The sequence below is a fragment of the Neobacillus sp. CF12 genome (assembly GCF_030348765.1).
GTDB lineage: Bacteria > Bacillota > Bacilli > Bacillales > Cytobacillaceae > Neobacillus.
Genome location: NZ_JAUCEU010000007.1, coordinates 2,206,893 through 2,226,757 on the forward strand (window position 1 = coordinate 2,206,893; position 19,865 = coordinate 2,226,757).

The window sequence follows — 19,865 nt, forward strand, 5'->3', positions numbered from 1 at the left end:
CTTTTTTATCCAAGAATTTTTCGAAAAAAAAAAGAAACCTCACTTAGTCGTGAAGTTTCTTACAATTTTATAACCTTATGGCGACCATCAAATTCGAACTGGAGTTTCATTAATTCATTAATAAAATTAGTTCCATACTGATTTAAATAATAGAATATGTTCCACACTCGTTCTTGTGGAAAACCATCTGGACGCAATGACAAATCAATACGGTTAAACTTACTAAGAATCACGTCATACTTTGACTTTACTGATTCTTCAAGCTTTGTTTCCATGAATCCAATTTGCTTTAGTAAAAAGGTTTCATTTTTCTTTACTAACGGCAACAAGCTTTTATCAAGCTGATTCGTTTTGGCTTCAATAAGTTCATACTGATTCATTAATTGTGCTTTTAGCGTAGAAAATAATTCAGATACCTCTCTATCCTTAATTGACTCTAGATATAGATCTCTTTCTTCAGTACTCCCCCGGCTTAAAACCTCGGATAACTCTAATCTCAACTCGTCAATGTCACTTTCAACAGATCTTTCCAATAAAGTAATATTTAATCTAGGTACGATTGGCGGCATTTTTATACTAAACTGCTCAAAGACAAGTTTCAATTCAGCCCAATAAGCAATTTCACCTGGCCCCGCAATAAAAGCAAGTGTTGGGAAGAGCCACTCCTGCATTAAGGGCCGTGTCACCACATTATTACTAAGTTTGGACGGGTCTTGGATGGCGATTTGCATTAGTTCTTCCTTTGTAAAAGAAATAACACCACTTTTCCCCACAAAAGTATTATTGACGGAATCAAATTCAAGTAATATCCGTTCATTTGATTTTGGATTGTAATAAAACAAATTAACGGCATTCTCATTTGAATCGATTGTGATAGGGAACCCGTTTTTGCCTATTACACTTTGTTGTTCAAGTAAATAATTTGTAATGTCTCTATGGTGTTCAATTTGTTCAGTGAACTTCTCAGTTTGCAAGCGTCTAAAATGACTATCACCTGAATCGACGATTAATAATCCATAATCCTTAAAGAGTTCCATCACAATGTTTGCGAAAAAGTCAACAAAGGTTGTTGAGTTCTTTAAAGTTTCTTCTGCGAAGTTTAGTAACTGCTTTGTATTATTGGTCTCTCCGAAATTTTCAATAAGATTAATAACCCATTCCCTACAAACTTCTTTATTAAGGGTAATATCCGAGACCATTTTCTTTTGTTTAACCTTCTCTGGGTAAGTCCATTTGTCCACTCTTTGTTCTACCGGCATAAATATATGATTAACCTCATGAAAATCATGGTCTTCTCCTGCTATCCAAAATACAGGGACTACAGGAACTCCAAGCTGCCGCTCTTTTTCCTCAGCTAATTTAATAATTGAGATAACTTTATGTATGGAATAAAGAGGACCGGTAAGAATTCCAGCTTGTTGACCGCCAATGACAACTACACTATTTAATTGTTTTAGTTTTGCAAGCGAATTATTAACTGCCTCTGATGATGGAAAACGTTCCATAAATTTCTCGATATGATCAGCAATTGTTTCTCGTGGAAAGTATCGATTGCTTAATTCATCCAACCTTTTTTGGTCCTCAGCAAAGTCATTAAACCGGTAATGAAAAAACGGCATGACTTCAGGAGATTGTTCTAAATAGTTTGAAGCAAATCGATTCGTTGCTGATAAGGAGAGATTTAAAATCTCCATTTAAGTACTTCCTTTCTTAATCAACCATATTTATTCCATATGAGTATACCATCAACCATCTTAATACAAAAAATCTTTGCTTAAGAAAATGTAAAAGTTAATGCACTCCTCAAAATGCCAAATATCGTTAGGGATAGATATGCTATAAAGAAAATAAGAAAATTAAACCTCCAAAAACCCTTAAAAACTTTTGTAAATATAATTTCACCTTTAATCTTCCAATGTATGAATACAAAAACCATTGCAATCATTAATAATAACAATATTATCAATCCAAAATATGATTTTTCCCAAATAGTAATGATTAAAAAATGAACGGCCAGAATAAACAATATTGTTGAGTAGTCCAATGCTTTATGAAAAGATTTTCGAGAGTTTTTTGTAATGAGCTTATTTACTGTAAAAACGATAAAGAACCCTAGAAGCGGAACTGTTAAAAAAATAGTAATAATAGACGTAATGAATGCATTCATTTAACTCCACTCCTGTCTTGTTCTTTACCTTTTACTAAATAATAATAACTCTCTATAATAGGCGCTTTCTTTTGCTGCTTCGCAGCTTCCTCTACTAAAAAGCCGAGTATTGCGTCAATCTCAGTCCTTCTCCCTGCCTCCAAATCCTTTAACATAGAGGAATGATTATTGGATGTCTTTTTACATATCCTTATCACATCTCGAAACTTTTTAATGGGTTCATCTACATTTAATATAAAAGAGATTTCAATATATAGTTTTTTCACAGTAGCAAAATAGAAAGTGCTCGAAATTAATTGGCCATTTTTGATTTGAAGGATTGCTGTTAACGGATTGATTACTGCATTTACAATTAATTTATTTACCAGCATTTTATAATAATCGTCTTTTATCGTTATTGGAAAACCAATAGGTGTACACGCTTTTGCAAACTCTTTTATTTTTGCTGAATCACCTTTAAACAGGGCTATATTGATAGCTCCTTCACCATTATGACAAACACTGTATTTATTAAGTTTACTCGCTCCCTGCTCGACTGTCCCAACAAAAATATTAGCGTCTTTCATGTTTTCTAGTAATTTTAAATGACTCATTCCATTTTGTAAGAATACTAGATTTTGAGGACTGCAATCCAATTTAGTTAGATAATCAATAATAGATTGAAGTTGGTATTGTTTTACTGCAATAATCGTTATTTCTTCTGTCCCAGACCATTTTGATAGTGGTAATGCACGAACCCTCACTCTACTTTGGGATGAACCCTTATGAAGGAGTATTCCCTGTTGATTAATCTCATCTGCTTGTTCGCATGTTCTAGTATAGAGCGTTATTGAAAAAGCCTTACTTAAGTAGGATGCTAATAATAATCCAATAGAACCAGCACCAATAATGGCAATATTCATGATATCCACCCATTTTTATCTATTTTACTAATATTTTAGCAGATACTAGTTTGTAAGTCTGTCATAAAAAAGAAAAATCCCATCTCGTTCATTAGCGAAATGGGACTTTAACATTACACTGGATATACGGGATGTTTACGAACACTAAAGTTCATTTCTTTTGTTTCATAATAAGCAAAACGCTGAATTAGGACATTTCGGAGTTCGGATGCTGCAACTATTTCATCAACAATTAGGTCTGACGCCAATTTATAAATATCAATATGGTCTTTGTATTCCTGTTGCTTCGCTTGGACGAATGCTATTCTTTCTTTCGGGTCTTCAATTTCATTAATTTTATTTGAGTAAACCGCATTGACCGCTGCTTCTGGACCCATAACCGCAATTTGAGCAGTTGGTAATGCAATGCAGCAATCTGGTTCAAACGCAGGTCCAGCCATTGCATAAAGACCAGCACCATAGGCTTTTCTTACAATAACAGATATTTTTGGCACAGTCGCTGAACTCATAGCAGCAATTAACTTGGCACCATGGCGAATAATTCCGGCCCGTTCAACTTTTGTTCCAATCATAAAACCAGGTACATCGGCAAGGAATAGCAATGGGATATGGTAGGCATCACATAATTGAATAAATTTCGCACCTTTATCCGCAGAATCGACAAAAAGCACCCCGCCTTTTATTTTTGGCTGATTGGCAATAATCCCCACCACTCTACCGTCAATTCTAGCAAAACCGGTAATTAACTCAGCAGCAAATAATTTTTTTATTTCGTAAAAACTATCTTTGTCAATTAACCTATCAATTGCTTCATACATGTCAAACGGTGCATTTTGATTTAGTGGGATAATTGCCTCTAGTTCACGCCCCTCCTTAGGAGATGCACCATTAACTATTTTGGTTTTCTCCTTGAAACTTGAAGGAAAGTAGTTGATATAATTTTTTACCGATTCAATCGCTTCTTCCTCACTATATGCAAGAACATCACCACAGCCGCTAACTGAACAATGCATACGGGCTCCGCCCATTTCCTCCAATGTTACTTTTTCGCCTATAACCTTTTCAGCCATACGTGGTGAGCCAAGATACATGGAAGCATTTTGATCCACCATGATAACAACATCACAAAACGCTGGGATATAGGCACCACCTGCAGCAGATGGTCCAAATAGGATACAAACTTGTGGAATCATGCCTGAAAGCTTAACTTGGTTATAAAAAATCTTACCGGCACCACGACGATTTGGGAACATCTCCAGTTGATCTGTAATTCTTGCACCCGCAGAATCCACGAGATAAAACAACGGGACTTTTAGCTTTTCTGCTGTTTCTTGAATTCGGATAATCTTTTCAACTGTTCGTGCACCCCAAGAACCAGCTTTAATCGTAGAATCATTGGCCATTACGCAAACAGTCATCCCATTAACTTTTCCAATGGCTGTTACTACACCATCTGCTGGTAAATCTCCTGCTTGAACATTGGCAAATTTCCCATCCTCTTCATATTTTCCACCATCAAATAATAAGGCTAGGCGATCACGCACAAACAACTTATTCTGTTCCTTTAACTTTTCATGATATTTAGGGTGCCCGCCTGCTTCTATACCTTTTCGTTTTTCATTTAATTGTTCATTCATTGTTTTTAAAGTTGTCATAATATCCCCCTTAAACCAACCTATTCTATGATAATTAAAACATCGCCTTCATTTACAAAATCTCCAATATTGACCTTTAATTCCTTAATCGTCCCGTCTGTTTCACTTTCGATAGGAATCTCCATTTTCATGGATTCGAGCATTAAAACTTCTTGACCTGAATGAACATTGTCTCCGTTTGTTACAAATACATTTAATACAGTACCAGCCATTGTTGCGATAATTTCTTTCATTTTTTCTGGCTCCTTAATTCAATAGTTTTTAGATGGCTTTGTTAAATTTGTCTGTTGATTTCCGCTCCACTAAGGAAAGCTCCTTTGAATAAGCACCGCAGTGACAGGCTTCTCTGCCTGTCACGAGGCACTTCGCTTTCCGCGGGCGACCGCCGAGTCTCCTCGACACTTCGTGTCTGCGGGGTCTCGCCTGTTTCGCTTCTCCCGCAGGAGTCTTCGTGCCTTCCGCGAAAATCAACAGAGTGCCAATATCAATTCTGCTTTAACAAAGCCTGTTTGATAAAAACTTGTTTTCCCCTTTCATTCCGATACGCTTTCATCTTATATTTCTACATGATTCTCTAAATTTCCTGCAAAATTAGAAAACGCTTTCTTATGAATATATAAAGAATTTTTTGTCTTTTTGTTATATAATAATATTAATTCATTTTGAATAATTAAATCCATTTCCATATTATTCAGCATTAAATGAATATATACAGTTGAGATGATAATCATTTCTTAGGGGGCTTATATATGGTGATGAAAGTGCAAAAATTAAAAGTGAATTTTAAAACACTAGAAGAATTTAAAAAATTTAAAGAATATGGAATCCAAGAGCTTTCTATGCTAGAAGATTTAGAAGCAAATATGGTTGATAATGATAGTGACTCTCCTTTTTACGGGATTTATTTCGGAGACAAACTAGTAGCACGTATGAGCCTTTATCAAATAGACGCTAAGTTTGATCGTTACTTCTATCCTCCACAAAATTATTTAGAATTATGGAAACTTGAGGTTTTACCAGAATATCAAGGCAAGGGTTATGGTAAAAAACTTGTAGAGTTTGCCAAGAGCTTCGGTCTCCCAATTAAAACAAACCCAAGAGTACAATCAAGAAACTTTTGGGAGCATATGAACTTTACGAATGTTGAATATGATATGGAACGCGACCGTGGTGAAAATCCACTTGTCTGGTACCCTGAAGGCGTTGAAGCACAACACAACGAATAAATAGAAAAAGCGGACATAATGTCCGCTTTTTCTATTTTTCTACTCTTTCGAGATTCCCGTTTTTATCCATTTGAAATTTCACTTTTTGTTGTCTATCTTCCTCTTGCAAGACAACCATTTTTCTTGCTCTCTCCATAATTTCAATTAAAGAGCGATAGTCCTCTTCAATTGCTTTTAAACTCTTGGCTAATCTTTCATTTTCTGCTACAAGCGAATACGATTTCTTTTCAAGTTCTTTTATTTTTTGAAGAGACTTTTCCTTCGCCTCTTCTATACTTGACGCAGCGGCAGCCTTCTTATGAAGATTTTCTAAAAAGTAAAGAACAGATTGAAATGTTACCCCCTCACTGCTAGTTGAAATAGAGGATGCCGTTTCTTCACTTACTATCTCCACTGTCAAATCCTTTTCAGTTGGTACGCTCTGTTTTTTTAATTCTTTCCTCTGTTTCTTTGCAAGTTCGATTCCTGATTTATATTGCTTCCTTACAAATGAATTCCAGCGGAATCCACAGGCCGCAGAAGTTCGAGAAAGTTGTTTTCCGACTTCCTCAAATGCAGACAGTTGTGTCCCACCTTCTCGAATATGTCTTAACACAACTTCAGCAAGCAATAAATCTTCATCTTGAGACCATGCATCTTGGCGAGTTGGTGACATCAGTAAATCCCTCCTAGTGTTTTTATTCATACATATGCATCTACTAGAAAAGATAGACTGATAACAGATTGTCTTTATTCTTATTTCTGCGTTTTTTTATTAATAAAGTTTTGGACATACTTGTGATGCGAATCGCTTTCCCATAGGACACTACAATTCCTTACTTCTTTTTCTATTCTTTCTTTAAGTTTGCTTTCATCCCACTTGCGAATCCACATCATTTTATACGATTCTAATACACTCAAATCAACTGCTAACAATTTCTCCAAATAGACTTCGCAAGCAGAAATAGGGTTATGTAAATAAATGTGATCGATAAAGCCTACTGCCCTTAAAAACTCAGTATTTTGAATTTCTGCTTCCATTAAAAGCTTCATGCTACTTGTAACTGGTAGTTTTTCCACTAAAATGGTACCGCCTCCCCAACCTGTGGTAATTGCTTGCTTCCCTTGAACAAATCCAGCTTTAACTCCTTCTCTTGCCAAACGGAAATCACAAGCGGTGGCCAGTTCACATCCACCACCGATTGCTGTACCATTCATAAGAGCTATTGTTGGTTTAGTCAATGTTAGCAGTGCATAAAGAATCTGTGACATTCTTGAAAGCATTTCATACGCTTCTTCTTTTGTTTGAAGCCGGTGGAAAACCGATAAGTCTCCTCCAGAACAAAAAGCATGATCCCCTTCCCCAGTAATAACAAGCGCCTTAATAGTTGGATCTTTTGCTAAAGATATTGCCTTTGTTAATCCATCCATAACATCATAATTAACGGCATTTCTTTTTTCACTTCTGGTGATTGTAAATAACAAATAACCCATATCTTTTTTCTCTATTGTATATGTCAAGCAAGTTCTCCTCCTATTTAATCGCTTTTTATGTAGGTGCATTAATTCCTGAAAACGACAAAAGCACAAGGCATACTGCTCCTTGTGCTTTCTATCCTAATGGAATTAGTCGTTAACAACGTCTTTTCCTTTGTATGTTCCGCAAGCTTTACATACGCGGTGTGAAAGTTTCATTTCACCACAGTTTGGGCAGCTTACCATACCAGGTACGTTTAATTTAAAATGTGTACGACGTTTTCTTTTTACAGTTTTAGAAGTCCTTCTAAAAGGTACAGCCATTCTTCCCACCTCCTTAAAGAGTATTAAGAAAGTAATGAAGGCCAGGAATGCTGGTTCTTCACTTTGCTTCTTGTTTTGCTGATTATGATTCGGAAGAAGAATTGTTTTTGTCAAAAAACTTTGCAAGACCTGCTAGTCTTGGATCAATCTTTTTGGATTGATCTACATCATGAACAACTTCCCAGTCCTTACCGGATTGTGGTGCGGCATCTTCATGATTAACATCTTCACAGAACACCTGCATTGGAACTTCTAGTAAAAGGATTTCTCTAATGACGGGCATTAGATCAATTACTTCCCCTTTTACTTGATATACTTCCTCTTCAGTTGCATATTCTGAACCTTGTAAGAGGAAAGTTTCAGTTGTTTCGACATTAATCGGAAGTTTTACATCCACTAAAGTACGAGAACAAGGTAGGATTAAATAACCTTCTATTTTCAGATGAAATGTCACTTTCGTTGAATCAATGTCACCCCGACCGGTAATATGCATCGGAGATACTTCACGAATCGATGGATCCGTTTCAATAACTTCATCAACTGTAACAGTATCATCAATCAGAAAATCCTTGTTTCGATATTTTTGTAATTGGCTTAATGTCCATTTCAATTGAATCACCCCAAGGCAACAAAGGTAATTATAGCCTTCGATTAAATTTTTGTCAATGTTTTTTCTTTACACCTAAAAAGCGATTTTTCATATTGATATTTTTCCAATAACAACGTCTTCATACTAGTTTACCCAGTTCCTTCACATTACAACCCAACCCTACAATTATCGTGAACAATTATCTTATTGTGGTAATTTTTGCTATAATACGATTACTGTAAAATTACCATGTTATTCTAAATAATAAGGAGATCGTTAATGAATGAAAGCAGTTGGTGTAATTGTAGAATACAACCCATTTCATAATGGACATGCTTATCATCTGCAGGCAGCAAAAGATGCAGCACAAGCTGATATTGCAATAGCTGTAATGAGCGGAAATTTCCTTCAACGAGGAGAGCCTGCCCTTGTTTCAAAATGGTATCGGACAAAAATGGCGCTCTTAAATGGTGTTGATATCGTCCTTGAACTTCCCTACCAATTTGCAACTCAAAAGGCAGAAACTTTCGCTAATGGCGCAATCTCGGTACTAGACGCTATTGGGTGTCAATCACTCTGCTTCGGTAGTGAAAGCGGTGATATTTCAACCTTCTTACAAACCATTGACTATTTGGAGAGCAATAAAGAACGTTTTGATGAAAATATAAAAATGAATATCAAAACAGGTGTAAGTTTCCCTAAAGCATTATCGTTGTCTTTTCAATCATTGTCAAGTAGTGAAAATCTATTGCGCTTAGATAAACCAAATAATATCCTTGGATTTCATTATGTAAAGGCTCTTAAACAGCAAAAGAGTCTAATGGTTCCACTTACGGTCAAAAGAAAAAATGCTGATTATCATGATGAGCACTTTGCAACTGAAACAATCGCTAGTGCTACTAGCATCAGGAAAGCACTCTTCGCAACTAATGAAAACAATCGCTCCATAGAACAATATGTCCCTGAGGCAACTAGTACACTTCTAATCGAATATCTAAATGAATATGGAAATTTCCATGCTTGGGAAAACTATTGGAGTTTTTTACGTTATCGCCTGCTCCATAGCAGTCCTGAGGAACTAAGAGAAATTTACGAGGTGGAAGAAGGAATCGAAAACCGGTTGATAGCCTCTGCCTTAGATTCCTCTAGCTTTACAGAATTTATGCAAAGAGTTAAAACGAAACGCTATACATGGACAAGACTTCAAAGGATATGCGTCCATATCTTAACGAATACAAAAAAGACAGAAATGAACAGTACTTTAGAAAAAGCTGCTTATCTACGATTATTAGGAATGACAAAGGACGGAAAAGAGTATCTAAATAAATATAAAGCGCAATTTACACTACCACTCATTTCCAAACTCTCTGCTTATAAGGAAAAGGATATATTACTGGATATTAAGGCATCTCGAGTTTACTCCTTTGGACTTGGCAAACAAAATGGGAACAAGCTGCTGCATCAAGAATATAAACAACCGCCTATATATGTAAACTGAAAAAGATGATGCCTGCATGGCACCATCTTCTTTTATTTCATCGGTAAATTTTGCAGATAATTAATTGCATCATCAATTAAATCCACTGGAACAATTTTTATCTTTGAATCAATCTCTTTGGCGGTTTTCACAGCTAATTTGTAATTAGAATCACTGCTTCCCTTTTCATTGGGAGCAAAAAAGATTTCTGCTCCTGCCTTGTCTGCGGCAACAATTTTTTGGTCAATACCGCCAATAGGTCCAACTGCTCCTTTTGAATCGATCGTCCCTGTCCCTGCAACTTGGTATCCTTTTGTAAAGTCCTCTTCCATTAACTGATCATAAATTTCTAACGCGAACATTAATCCAGCCGAAGGTCCGCCGATCTCGTCAGTCTTGACAGTAACATTAGGGTTTACACTTATATCCTTATCATCAACTAAAGAAATTCCGATTCCAATTTTCTTTGGATCATCTTTGAAAGGCTTTACTGTTACCAGAACTGTTTTGGTCTTACCATTTCTCTTTAACGTTAATTCTATTTGTTCGTCGGCCTTTTTCTTGCCCACATATTCTATAAAATTTTCAGAGGAGTCAAATTTTTGTCCATCAACCATAATAATTCGGTCACCGGCACGTAGTTTTCCCTCAGCAGGCATATCTGGCACTACCTGAACAACGTAGACTCCTTTGTATTGATATTCTACTGGATACCCTGCTTTTTTATAAGCCACTTCAATTGCATTCAATTTTGAGCCTGCCATCGCATGAAGTTGCCTAGCGTTATATTCATCTTGTGTTTCGGTTTCGTGTAAAATGGCCTCTACTGGGTATAATTCAACATAATCAAAGAGTTTCGCCTCCACATAAGAATAGATATTGGCTCTACCCATTCTTACAGTTGTCAGCATAAAACTGCCCTTTCCTTCATTCCCGTCTTCCACTTGAATGATTGGTGATAATTCTTTCGCGATACCGGGTTTTGAAACATAGTAAGGTAATGAAAAGAATATTCCTGCAATCATTAACACCGATATAACAATAGACGACCCAATAAATATTTTTCTTCGCATAACACCTTACCCCTTCCATCCCTCGATCACATTTTTTATTAGGTCTATTTGTTTTTTTGCTTCTTCTTCCCCGAGTAGGATAATTTCTTCAATATTTGTGAATGCACGGGAACTATATATCTCAACAGGCGGACGAATCATGATATCAGAAGCGATCTCACGATTAATGATGATTTCTGTTTGCATGATATCGATACTTTGCATGATGACATCGTAGATAGAGGTAATTTCTGCATTACGCTTTACCCTTGATACATCCACTGCTATCACAATATCCGCTCCCATTTCTTTCGCAACAGATACAGGAACCCTATCAGACACTCCGCCATCCACTAAGATTCTGCCATTATGCCTCTCCGGTACAAAAATCCCTGGAATAGATATACTAGCTCTAACAGCATCAGCCACAGGACCTTGCTTAAAAACAACTTTTTCACCTGTTAATAAATCAGTTGCTACAATTCCCAATGGAATGGATAAATCTTCGATATTCTTACCATGAGTAAACACCCTAATGAAATCTTTTACTCTTTTCCCAGCTATAAAACCCATTTTCGGAACAGTAAAATCTAAAAAATATTTCCGTTTAAAGGCTGTAGATAATTTATATAAACGTTCGATTTCAATACCCGCCCCATAAAAGCTGCCTACAAGTGCACCCATACTGCTGCCGGCGATCAGATGAATGGGGATTCCAGCTTCTTTCAAAACCTTAATAACCCCTAAATGAGCAAAACCACGTGCTCCGCCAGAACCAAGCGCTAATCCTATTTTAGGATCCTCCACATCGTTCCCTCCTTTTTCATAAGCTAACAAGCTTTATGACGTATATATAGTAGGAGAAATCTCGTTCAATCTTATGGTCTAATTTAGCTTTCTATGAGTATATTTGTGTTATATGGGGACAAGTCGAGACTAAAAGTGCGAATGAATAATCCTTATTTTAACATTATTTATTCATACAGTATAACAAAACCCTCGGTAAGGAGGCTAATCGTTGTTTCGCTCAAAAATCAAAACTATTATTTTATCTATATCTGCCATCATTTTAGCTGGCTCCATGATCGCTTATCCCAAGGAGTCATTTGAAGCCTCCATCCGCGGTCTTACTATGTGGTGGGAAATTGTTTTTCCATCGCTGCTACCGTTTTTTATCGTTTCTGAAATGCTAATTGGGTTTGGTGTTGTTAAGTTTATTGGAGTGTTATTAGAACCATTCATGAGACCTCTCTTTAAAGTCCCTGGAGTTGGAGGTTTTGTTTGGGCTATGGGAATGGCATCTGGATTTCCAGCAGGCGCAAAACTGACCACAAGACTTCGACAGGAGGGGCAATTAACACAAATTGAGGCAGAAAGACTCGTTTCTTTCACAAACTCCTCAAACCCATTATTTATTTTCGGCGCCGTATCCGTTGGTTTTTTCCATAACCCACATTTAGGGGTAATTTTAGCATTGGCACATTATTTGGGGAACATTTGTGTGGGCCTTATCATGCGGTTTTACGGAAATGAAACTCCTGATAAAGAAAAGGACAAGCAAGGTAAATCTATACTAAGGACTGCTTTGTCTGCATTGCATCGAACTAGAATAAACGACAAACGCCCAATTGGCAAACTTCTTGGCGATGCGGTAAATTCGTCTATCCAGACTTTGTTGATGGTTGGGGGTTTTATTATTCTATTTTCAGTTATTAACAAACTCCTTTTTCATCTACATATTACAGCAGCTCTCGCAAAAGGTTTTGACCTTATACTTTCTTCCCTTACTTTACCTGATATGCTAAGCATTCCATTCATTTCTGGATTATTTGAAATTACAATGGGGAGCGATTTAACCAGCCGGGTTCAAGAGGCTACTTTACTGCAGCAAGCCATTATTACCAGTTTTATTTTAGGTTTTAGTGGTTTTAGTGTTCAAGCACAGGTTGCTAGTATATTAGCCCAATCTGACATTCGTTTTAAACCCTTCTTCTTTGCAAGAATTGCACAAGGTATATTTGCAAGTTTTTTTGCTCTAATTCTGTGGAAACCAATCTATATCCGTTTTTATCAAACCGAACAGCCCTCTAATGCAATCCCTGTTAGTTTCTTTGAGGAAGGTACATGGCTTCATACTTTTTACCATAGATTATTAGAAGTTGGTCCACTCATCACCATTTTTTCACTAACACTATATGTTTTGCTTCTTTATTCCCGATTAGTAAGGACATCAAAAAAGCCTTAGGATTCCTAAAGGCTTTTTAACATTATCTATTAAATTTTTTATCTAAAGCAATCTTTACAACAGGAGGGACAAGTTCTGAAATATTGCCATTATACTTGGATACTTCCTTAACGATACTAGAACTTAAGAATGAATATTGACTATTCGTCATGATAAAAAAGGTTTCAATTTCATCATTTAGAACCCTGTTCATGGAGGTTATTTGCATTTCATATTCAAAGTCTGATACGGCACGTAAGCCGCGAATAATCGCATTCGCATTTACTGCCTTAGCATACTCAACAAGGAGTCCAGAATGTTCATCTACCTTAACATTCGGAAGGTCCTTGGTTACTTCTTTTATGAGATTCATTCGTTCCTCAACACTGAATAATGGATTCTTTGATGAATTATTCATAACACTTACATAAACCATATCAAATACCTTTGCGCCTCTTCTAATGATATCTAAATGACCATATGTAATTGGGTCAAAACTCCCTGGACAGACGGCAATACTTGCCATGAAAAACTCCCCCTATTCCTCACAAACTTGCGAATAAATCGTTATCGCAATAATTCCATACTTTTCGTGTTTATATTGTGAATAATCCCCTACATTTTCTGGTAATTCAACGTCATGACTGTGTTCACAGATAATGTATCCACCATTTGTTACTAGTTTATGTTCTGATATTTTTTGCATTAAACTGATTAACTGTTGCTTTTTATAGGGAGGATCTAAAAAGATGTAATCAAACCGAATTTCCCTTTTGATTAATGCTTTTAATGCTCTATCTGCATCATTTCGATATACTTCTGCCTTATCCTCCATTTTACAGGCTTGGATATTCTCATGAATGGTTTGAATTGCCTTAGCATCTCGGTCAACAAAAATAACTTTATCCAAACCTCTGCTTAAAGCTTCCAATCCTAAACCACCACTTCCTGCAAAAAGGTCAAGTCCCAATCCACCTTCAAAATAGGGTCCAATCATATTAAATAAGGCTTCTTTCACTTTATCTGTTGTTGGTCTGGTTGTATTTCCTGGAACAGCTTTTAATGCTCGTCCTTTACAAACACCTGATACGACTCTCAATAGTTATCACCAATTTTTCCAAAAATCTTTTTTAACATTATCCTATCATACTTGATTTAACTAGCCAACTTGCCTGATTGTTTTGTGAAAAATTATTTTTATATACGTATAAGCTTGATAGTTGTGGAGATAATGTAAGTAACAACATCAATTCGAGGATGTTGTTGCCAACCGCGGAGAAGACTTACGTTTCCCCATAAGTTCTTCCTCCGGTTTCTCCTCTCCCTTTGCCTTCTATCCTTTATGAGGATGTAGAAGGACCCTGCAGATATATGTCTGCAGGGTTTTTTCTTTTGCATAAAAGAGCATTATCGACCAAAATATGATAAAGTATGGATTGAATTCATAAACAAAGGAGAGTTTTCTTTGATACAACGCTTTATTGAACTAGGCGAGGGCTATTCTGATATATATGAACTACTTGAACTAGCAAAGGCCAATCAGCACAGACTTCTTCATATGATGGCATTCCATACGGTGAAAAATGACAAGCAAGTTACATCTTTAGCAGTAGTTTTACAACTCACTGATCCAGGAAAATTCCAAGCGCTTTATATATGCCGTGAAGGAATCCCTAATCCAAACTTTACTCCTAATAAAAGATATGATTTGTTTCAGCAGACAGCCGAGGAACTTGGCAAGCAAATTATTCAACTGTCTGTTAAACCTTCTACCATTTTTCATGAAAAAGAATTGTATTATCAACATCTAATCGCCATCTTAAGATTAAATCACTACATTAAACCACTTCATTAAAAAAGCTTCAGCGCATCTGCGCTGAAGCTTTTTCTATATTCCCATTTTATAATCATACTCTTTAGCTTTATCTGGTGCAGCGTTTTCAAATTCCATTTTTAAGAAAGGCTTATATGACGGTTCTACTTTCTTAACAAATGAGAAGGAATTTACTTTTTCCATAATCACTTCAAGTTCATCTTGATTACAATATAGTACAACATATTTTAATTTTTTTGAAACGTAATGAACATTACCAAAACGTCTTAACATTTTTGCTTGCTTTAAGGAGTAGAGCCAAATAACCAAACCTTGCCTTTGAACGAACATACTTTTTTCCCCTTCAATAAACCATCATTTTACTAAGTCTAGCATATTAAATCACTCTTTTTCAATCCAAACCTGATGATTCTAAAAAAATAACCTCATTCAATACACCAAAGGATAATGGTGATTCAAATGGATTTAGAGCGCGTCTGGCAGTTATTTATTCAACAGTTAACATTAAATGAGTGTATCACTAAAGCATATTGGAAAAAGATAACAGGAATTCCGTTTTTGTATATTCAGACTATGCCTAATTTATCTCAGCAAACACTTGAAAGTATTATTTATATGTGTTCTGCTGGTTCAATGAAAGGTAAACGTTTGCACAGCGAAACTATTTTTGTAAGACAGGATGACACACTGTATGTATATCGACATCGGTTTTATGTCCCTCAAGAAAAAATGTTTTGTTGTGGGAATTTATGCGTGGATTGCACTCGGTTAAAAAAGTAAGAAAAATCGGCTTAATAAACATTAAGCCGATTTTTTATGCTGAGCATCCACAACTTCCGCCACCCCCACAGCCTGAGCCGTGAGAACCTGTATCGAAAAATGGATTTCCTGAAGGAACTTTAATTTGTTTGGAAACCGCCCCACCGACTAACATGCTGATTTCATCTAGCAGACTTTGCAGGTCATTTTCCGCTAATTTGAACTCAGCAACATGTGGATCTAAGTCCATATCCCGTTTGTAATCGCGAATTTGACTCATTACCCTTTTATAATCCGGGTGATATTTACCAAAACGCTGAACCTCTTCGTATAGCTCCTTAAGGTTAACGAAACGGTTTATCTTTTCTTGCGTTTCCTTATTTGATTGCAATTTATATAGGCGAATTTGATATTGTTCAACAATATCAGATTCTAATACCATTTGTGCTAATTCCTCAGCATATTCTACTAGTTCTATTCTTTCTGATGTAGCAAGCATACATGCCCACCTCCAATCACATTTTACCATGAATGTGTAAAGAAAGTGAAATAAACTATTACTTAGGGATATTTACCAAGAACTCATTCGTTAATCCATATGGTTGGTTATTTAAGTCTAAAACCTCAAGTTTAACCTCATGTCTGCCAGGTGGAAGACCTTTAATAATAAAAGCAGCTGAGTTTACTTCTTTGGTTCTTTTGCCATCCAACCAGATAACCAACTTTCCTACCTTCCGATCTTTTTGTTCTGTTTGTCGAAAGCTGATTCCAGTTAAAATACATTCAACAAAGACATTACTGCCTTTCGTTTTGGATTGAACAAAAAATGATGGTGGTGTCATTTGGGAATATTCACTTGAAACCGGTAAGACATTTGACTTTTGGAAGCCGGAGAGGATACCGACTATGAATATAGATAGAATGGTTAATTCTATGTACTTTTTCAAATTGATCACTCCTTTTACCTGTATTGTTCGCCTCCTTTATTTTTTTTACTCTTACAAGGTTAAATGCTTTGTTAAACTGGTTTGTTGATTTCCACTCCAGGCACTTCGCTTTCCGCGTGTACTAAACGCCTCCTCGGCGCTTTGGCGCCTGTGGGGTCTCCTTCGGACCCGTCCTCCCGCAGGACATTGAATTACTTCCTCGAATCTGCCCACGCACGAAGAAAATGCGATAGCATTTTCGAGGAGTCTTCGTGCCTTCCGCTCCAATCAACAGTGCCAATATCAACAATTAGCTTTAACACAGCCAAAAGAAAGGACCACGTTTGAGGTGGTCCTTTCTAATTTTGGTCTTTCATTGATTGTAGCATGTAGAACATCATGGAAGCCATTTGTACGTTATTGGTGAATTTCTCCACTTTGTGAGGAATCGTTTTTTTATAATAGTGGAGGGACTCAATTTCTAATGTTTGCAAATCATATGGGTTTCTAGATAGCTTTCGATACCAAAGCGGCTGTTCCCGTATAAATTTTTTTAATTCTTTTTGGCGATTTAAATATTCAAATACATCTCTTCTCATGAAAATATTCCCTTCTATTTAGTCTTTACGAAATGAAAAAGGATGTCTGTGTTCAACTTTTGATGGTACCTGTTTAGGCTGGCCTCTTTGAAATTGGGATATTACTCCTTGAATAGCCCCTAGTGCTTGACTTAAGTTATTTACATAATGCTGGATTTGATCTGGATCCATTTTTTGAACGGTTCCTAAAATTGTCGATATCCAATCCCCTTTTTTCTCTTCATTTATCTCAATACTGGGGCTAGTTTTTACCCCTAATGTTTCCCACCGATTATCTTCTTCCCCTAAAAGATACCAATCCTCATATAATTCCTGCCAAGTTGCATTTCCATTCCGTACTTCCTTTATTAACGCCGGGTTGTTTTTAACAAACTCTTTAAATTTAATCACGGAAGGATGTAAATTTTTCTGCATATACCTTCACCCCTGCCCAAATCCAATCTGCCTATAATACGATATGTACTAAATTCAAAATGGTGAAAATCCTCCATGCTGTAAAAATTTTATTTATAATGGTAAGATGTCTTCAGAACAGATACGAGAGAGGGATAACAAATGAAAGAGAGATTACAACGAATATTAAACACATGTATTGAGAATGGATCAGAAGAAGATTTAAGTGCCCTTGGCCACATATTAGAAGGATTTGAAAAGAAAATCGATAAAAATTACTCACAATATATTGATGGGCTATTACATATGGAGAGAAGTATAGATAAGGAAAAGAAAACTTGTGAAATCAATGTACCGTTGAATCCTGTCTGGAATAATTCATTAAATATCGTACATGGAGGCATTACTGCCACGATTCTTGATACCGTTATGGGAACAGCTGTAAACGCCTTCCTGCCCGATGGATACGGAGCAGTAACAAATCAACTAAATATCCATTACATAGCTCCAGGGGTAGGAGAATCTATCCGCTGTAGGGCTGAAATCATTCATCAAGGAAGTAAGACGGTTGTGGTATCAGGAGAAGCATACCGTACAGATGGCAAAAAAATGGCACATGCAACAGGTACATTTTTTATCATCCAAAAATAGGTTAAATAAAGGAGCATGAACAAAATGGTTACCGCGGTGGTCATCCCCATTATTTGCCTCTACTTCTTTTTGATTACGAGAAAAGAAATGAAAATAAATGATAGTAAATGGCTAGCGTCAGCTGAGGTTCGTAAAGAAGCTGTTTTAACAGGAGAAATCAAAAGTATCACCCAAGAGAAACAACGTTTTTATTATCATCGGTATGTACTTGTATATGAACTTACACTACAAACCGAAACGAAATTGATTAAAGCAAAGAAAATATGCCCAATTAAAAACAATAGTATAACTGATACCTTTTCAATTGGAGAAGTATTACGAATATATGGGTGCTGGGAAGGTAATCGCTTTCACTTTCACGAATACCAAGTATTACAAAAAGAATCAAAAAAAGGTGACTAATTTGTCACCTTTTTTACCTATTGTTATTCCTCAGGTTTTTGAATAAAGTTTTGAGTATAATATTTTTGATAAACCCCCACGCCTAAATGAGTGTATTCCTCATTTAATAAAGACTCCCGATGGCCTTTACTATTTAACCAACCTTCAGCTACTGCGGGGCCATCTGTGTAATTAGCAGCAATATTCTCACCTGCAGACTTATAGGCAACATTTGCAGTTTCTAACCTATCGGAAAGGCTGCCAAATCTCTTAGAAGTATGAGAGAAATCATCACTTTCCGACATATCCTTACTATGACCATAGGCAACTTCTGAAGTCTCTTGGTCCCATTCTAACGCATTTACATTATGCCTTAGTCGCATAACATTGGTGATATCAAGTATTTCCTTCTCTGCCCCTTGTTCAATTATTCTCCACATCTCTTCGTTTGGTTCAGCCACTTCAAGTAATTCTCCGCTATAGACTAGTTCGTATGGTCGCTGTTTAATTAAGGTTTCATCATTCAAAAAGCGGACGCTCGATAGACTTCCAGTAAATTTATCAATATATAATTGGACAAAAACATCTCCCAATTTAATTAATGGACGAATATTCAAATCAGTGTCATTTAATTCAAAACGATAAGAATTCCCTTTAAATTCAATATCTAAATTTGTATCAATGTATTGTGTATTAAAGATCTCCTCAATTGGCTGTCCAATTTTAAAGGGGGCAACATCCACATTATCTCCTATTGCAAACACAGTCACTACTATGTTATTCTCCACACCAACCTGTACATACCGAGAGTAGTCATTATTATAAACGTACCATTGATAACCATATAAAGATTCATCAATTCTTTGTGGTTCCCCTAATATTTCTTTCAATTGAGTCAGGTTTTGGCCAATTAATAATCCCATCCCACTGTTTGGACGCTCAGCAGATGCTTTCTCTTGAATACTTTTTTCCTGATTTTGATATAATGATTTATTCATTTCTAACGTATGTTCATCAGTTATTAGAACTTCATTACCGCCATTTTCATTTATACTTACATAAAAACCAATGGTCACGAAAATAGACGCTAGGATGAGTATTCTGAAGAGAGTACGCAGATGTATTCACCCTCTCTAAACTTTCTATTTCATTTATATGCTTACTTTCAATAATTATATCACCATTATCATTGCTAGTAATAGCGAATATTAAACTTGTCAGAAAAATATAATTTACGTAAAAAAACAGATA

Annotated in this window: 26 protein-coding genes; 7 read left to right on the forward strand and 19 right to left on the reverse strand. The window is 36.2% G+C overall.

From position 1 onward, the window contains the following. Positions 1–59: 59 nt before the first annotated feature. From bshC to QUG14_RS10285, 5 genes are all read right to left on the reverse strand, one after another. A complete protein-coding gene (gene bshC, locus QUG14_RS10265) occupies positions 60–1,694 on the reverse strand; it encodes a bacillithiol biosynthesis cysteine-adding enzyme BshC (protein ID WP_289340427.1) in 1,635 nt (544 codons plus the stop codon). 80 nt (positions 1,695–1,774) lie between these two features. After that, entirely contained in the window at positions 1,775–2,167 is a 393-nt protein-coding gene (locus tag QUG14_RS10270; RefSeq protein WP_289340428.1) for a DUF3397 domain-containing protein, read from the reverse strand. Next, positions 2,164–3,069 carry a 2-dehydropantoate 2-reductase gene (locus QUG14_RS10275; RefSeq protein WP_289340429.1) on the reverse strand — a complete coding sequence of 302 codons (906 nt, stop codon included), beginning with the start codon at positions 3,067–3,069 and terminating at the stop codon, positions 2,164–2,166. The genes QUG14_RS10270 and QUG14_RS10275 overlap by 4 nt, the downstream gene beginning before the upstream one ends. Positions 3,070–3,182: 113 nt before the next feature. Then, a complete protein-coding gene (locus tag QUG14_RS10280) occupies positions 3,183–4,724 on the reverse strand; it encodes an acyl-CoA carboxylase subunit beta (protein ID WP_289340430.1) in 1,542 nt (513 codons plus the stop codon). Positions 4,725–4,744: 20 nt separating this feature from the next. Next, positions 4,745–4,957 (reverse strand): acetyl-CoA carboxylase biotin carboxyl carrier protein subunit, encoded by a 213-nt coding sequence (locus QUG14_RS10285; RefSeq protein ID WP_289340432.1) that lies wholly within the window; start codon positions 4,955–4,957, stop codon positions 4,745–4,747. Between the two features lie 516 nt (positions 4,958–5,473). Between QUG14_RS10285 and QUG14_RS10290 the strand changes: the two genes are divergently transcribed. Beyond that, positions 5,474–5,950, forward strand: a complete 477-nt coding sequence (locus tag QUG14_RS10290; RefSeq protein WP_289340433.1) for an N-acetyltransferase — start codon at positions 5,474–5,476, stop codon at positions 5,948–5,950. Positions 5,951–5,981: 31 nt separating this feature from the next. On the opposite strand, the gene QUG14_RS10295 is transcribed toward QUG14_RS10290, so the two are convergent. The 4 genes from QUG14_RS10295 to QUG14_RS10310 form a co-directional block, all read right to left on the reverse strand. Then, positions 5,982–6,605 carry an RsfA family transcriptional regulator gene (locus QUG14_RS10295; RefSeq protein WP_289340434.1) on the reverse strand — a complete coding sequence of 208 codons (624 nt, stop codon included), beginning with the start codon at positions 6,603–6,605 and terminating at the stop codon, positions 5,982–5,984. 80 nt (positions 6,606–6,685) lie between these two features. Then, positions 6,686–7,450, reverse strand: coding sequence for an enoyl-CoA hydratase/isomerase family protein (locus QUG14_RS10300; RefSeq protein ID WP_289340435.1), 765 nt, complete (start codon positions 7,448–7,450; stop codon positions 6,686–6,688). A 105-nt stretch (positions 7,451–7,555) separates the two neighbouring features. Then, a complete protein-coding gene (rpmF, locus tag QUG14_RS10305) occupies positions 7,556–7,729 on the reverse strand; it encodes a 50S ribosomal protein L32 (RefSeq protein ID WP_063251584.1) in 174 nt (57 codons plus the stop codon). 82 nt (positions 7,730–7,811) lie between these two features. Next, on the reverse strand, positions 7,812–8,339 hold the full coding sequence (locus QUG14_RS10310; RefSeq protein ID WP_289340437.1) for a YceD family protein: 528 nt from the start codon (positions 8,337–8,339) through the stop codon (positions 7,812–7,814). Between the two features lie 262 nt (positions 8,340–8,601). Between QUG14_RS10310 and QUG14_RS10315 the strand changes: the two genes are divergently transcribed. Then, positions 8,602–9,816, forward strand: a complete 1,215-nt coding sequence (locus QUG14_RS10315; protein ID WP_289340438.1) for a nucleotidyltransferase — start codon at positions 8,602–8,604, stop codon at positions 9,814–9,816. A gap of 32 nt (positions 9,817–9,848) precedes the next feature. Here the strand turns inward: QUG14_RS10315 and QUG14_RS10320 are convergent, their stop codons facing one another. Together QUG14_RS10320 and QUG14_RS10325 are read right to left on the reverse strand one after the other, a co-directional pair. Continuing rightward, positions 9,849–10,868, reverse strand: coding sequence for a SepM family pheromone-processing serine protease (locus tag QUG14_RS10320; protein WP_289340439.1), 1,020 nt, complete (start codon positions 10,866–10,868; stop codon positions 9,849–9,851). Positions 10,869–10,874: 6 nt separating this feature from the next. Next, positions 10,875–11,654, reverse strand: a complete 780-nt coding sequence (locus tag QUG14_RS10325; protein ID WP_289340441.1) for a patatin-like phospholipase family protein — start codon at positions 11,652–11,654, stop codon at positions 10,875–10,877. A 211-nt stretch (positions 11,655–11,865) separates the two neighbouring features. Here QUG14_RS10325 and ylbJ point away from each other — a divergent pair, with 211 nt between their 5' ends. Beyond that, positions 11,866–13,092, forward strand: coding sequence for a sporulation integral membrane protein YlbJ (gene ylbJ / locus QUG14_RS10330; protein WP_289340443.1), 1,227 nt, complete (start codon positions 11,866–11,868; stop codon positions 13,090–13,092). 22 nt (positions 13,093–13,114) lie between these two features. On the opposite strand, the gene coaD is transcribed toward ylbJ, so the two are convergent. After that, positions 13,115–13,597: a pantetheine-phosphate adenylyltransferase gene (gene coaD / locus QUG14_RS10335; RefSeq protein WP_289340444.1), complete on the reverse strand. Its 483-nt coding sequence runs from the start codon at positions 13,595–13,597 to the stop codon at positions 13,115–13,117. A 12-nt stretch (positions 13,598–13,609) separates the two neighbouring features. Continuing rightward, entirely contained in the window at positions 13,610–14,170 is a 561-nt protein-coding gene (gene rsmD / locus QUG14_RS10340) for a 16S rRNA (guanine(966)-N(2))-methyltransferase RsmD (protein WP_289340445.1), read from the reverse strand. A 366-nt stretch (positions 14,171–14,536) separates the two neighbouring features. On the opposite strand from rsmD, the gene QUG14_RS10345 reads away from it, so the two are divergent. Next, positions 14,537–14,926 (forward strand): DUF7147 family protein, encoded by a 390-nt coding sequence (locus QUG14_RS10345; RefSeq protein ID WP_289340446.1) that lies wholly within the window; start codon positions 14,537–14,539, stop codon positions 14,924–14,926. A 33-nt stretch (positions 14,927–14,959) separates the two neighbouring features. Here the strand turns inward: QUG14_RS10345 and QUG14_RS10350 are convergent, their stop codons facing one another. Next, on the reverse strand, positions 14,960–15,235 hold the full coding sequence (locus QUG14_RS10350; RefSeq protein ID WP_289340447.1) for a YlbG family protein: 276 nt from the start codon (positions 15,233–15,235) through the stop codon (positions 14,960–14,962). Between the two features lie 129 nt (positions 15,236–15,364). On the opposite strand from QUG14_RS10350, the gene QUG14_RS10355 reads away from it, so the two are divergent. Continuing rightward, the gene (locus QUG14_RS10355; protein ID WP_289340449.1) at positions 15,365–15,685 is read left to right on the forward strand and encodes a hypothetical protein; all 321 of its coding nucleotides are present in this window, start codon (positions 15,365–15,367) and stop codon (positions 15,683–15,685) included. Between the two features lie 34 nt (positions 15,686–15,719). On the opposite strand, the gene QUG14_RS10360 is transcribed toward QUG14_RS10355, so the two are convergent. From QUG14_RS10360 to QUG14_RS10375, 4 genes are all read right to left on the reverse strand, one after another. Next, complete coding sequence (locus tag QUG14_RS10360; RefSeq protein WP_289340450.1) at positions 15,720–16,163, reverse strand: YlbF/YmcA family competence regulator; 444 nt, start codon at positions 16,161–16,163, stop codon at positions 15,720–15,722. 58 nt (positions 16,164–16,221) lie between these two features. Beyond that, positions 16,222–16,611 (reverse strand): hypothetical protein, encoded by a 390-nt coding sequence (locus tag QUG14_RS10365; RefSeq protein ID WP_289340451.1) that lies wholly within the window; start codon positions 16,609–16,611, stop codon positions 16,222–16,224. A gap of 338 nt (positions 16,612–16,949) precedes the next feature. Further along, positions 16,950–17,189 (reverse strand): YlbE-like family protein, encoded by a 240-nt coding sequence (locus tag QUG14_RS10370; RefSeq protein WP_289340452.1) that lies wholly within the window; start codon positions 17,187–17,189, stop codon positions 16,950–16,952. An 18-nt stretch (positions 17,190–17,207) separates the two neighbouring features. Further along, on the reverse strand, positions 17,208–17,603 hold the full coding sequence (locus QUG14_RS10375; RefSeq protein ID WP_289340453.1) for a YlbD family protein: 396 nt from the start codon (positions 17,601–17,603) through the stop codon (positions 17,208–17,210). Between the two features lie 141 nt (positions 17,604–17,744). Between QUG14_RS10375 and QUG14_RS10380 the strand changes: the two genes are divergently transcribed. Continuing rightward, positions 17,745–18,233: a PaaI family thioesterase gene (locus QUG14_RS10380; RefSeq protein ID WP_289340454.1), complete on the forward strand. Its 489-nt coding sequence runs from the start codon at positions 17,745–17,747 to the stop codon at positions 18,231–18,233. A gap of 24 nt (positions 18,234–18,257) precedes the next feature. Then, complete coding sequence (locus QUG14_RS10385) at positions 18,258–18,635, forward strand: hypothetical protein (RefSeq protein WP_289340455.1); 378 nt, start codon at positions 18,258–18,260, stop codon at positions 18,633–18,635. Positions 18,636–18,658: 23 nt separating this feature from the next. On the opposite strand, the gene QUG14_RS10390 is transcribed toward QUG14_RS10385, so the two are convergent. Next, positions 18,659–19,612 (reverse strand): CAP domain-containing protein, encoded by a 954-nt coding sequence (locus tag QUG14_RS10390; RefSeq protein ID WP_483310800.1) that lies wholly within the window; start codon positions 19,610–19,612, stop codon positions 18,659–18,661. Positions 19,613–19,865: the final 253 nt, after the last annotated feature.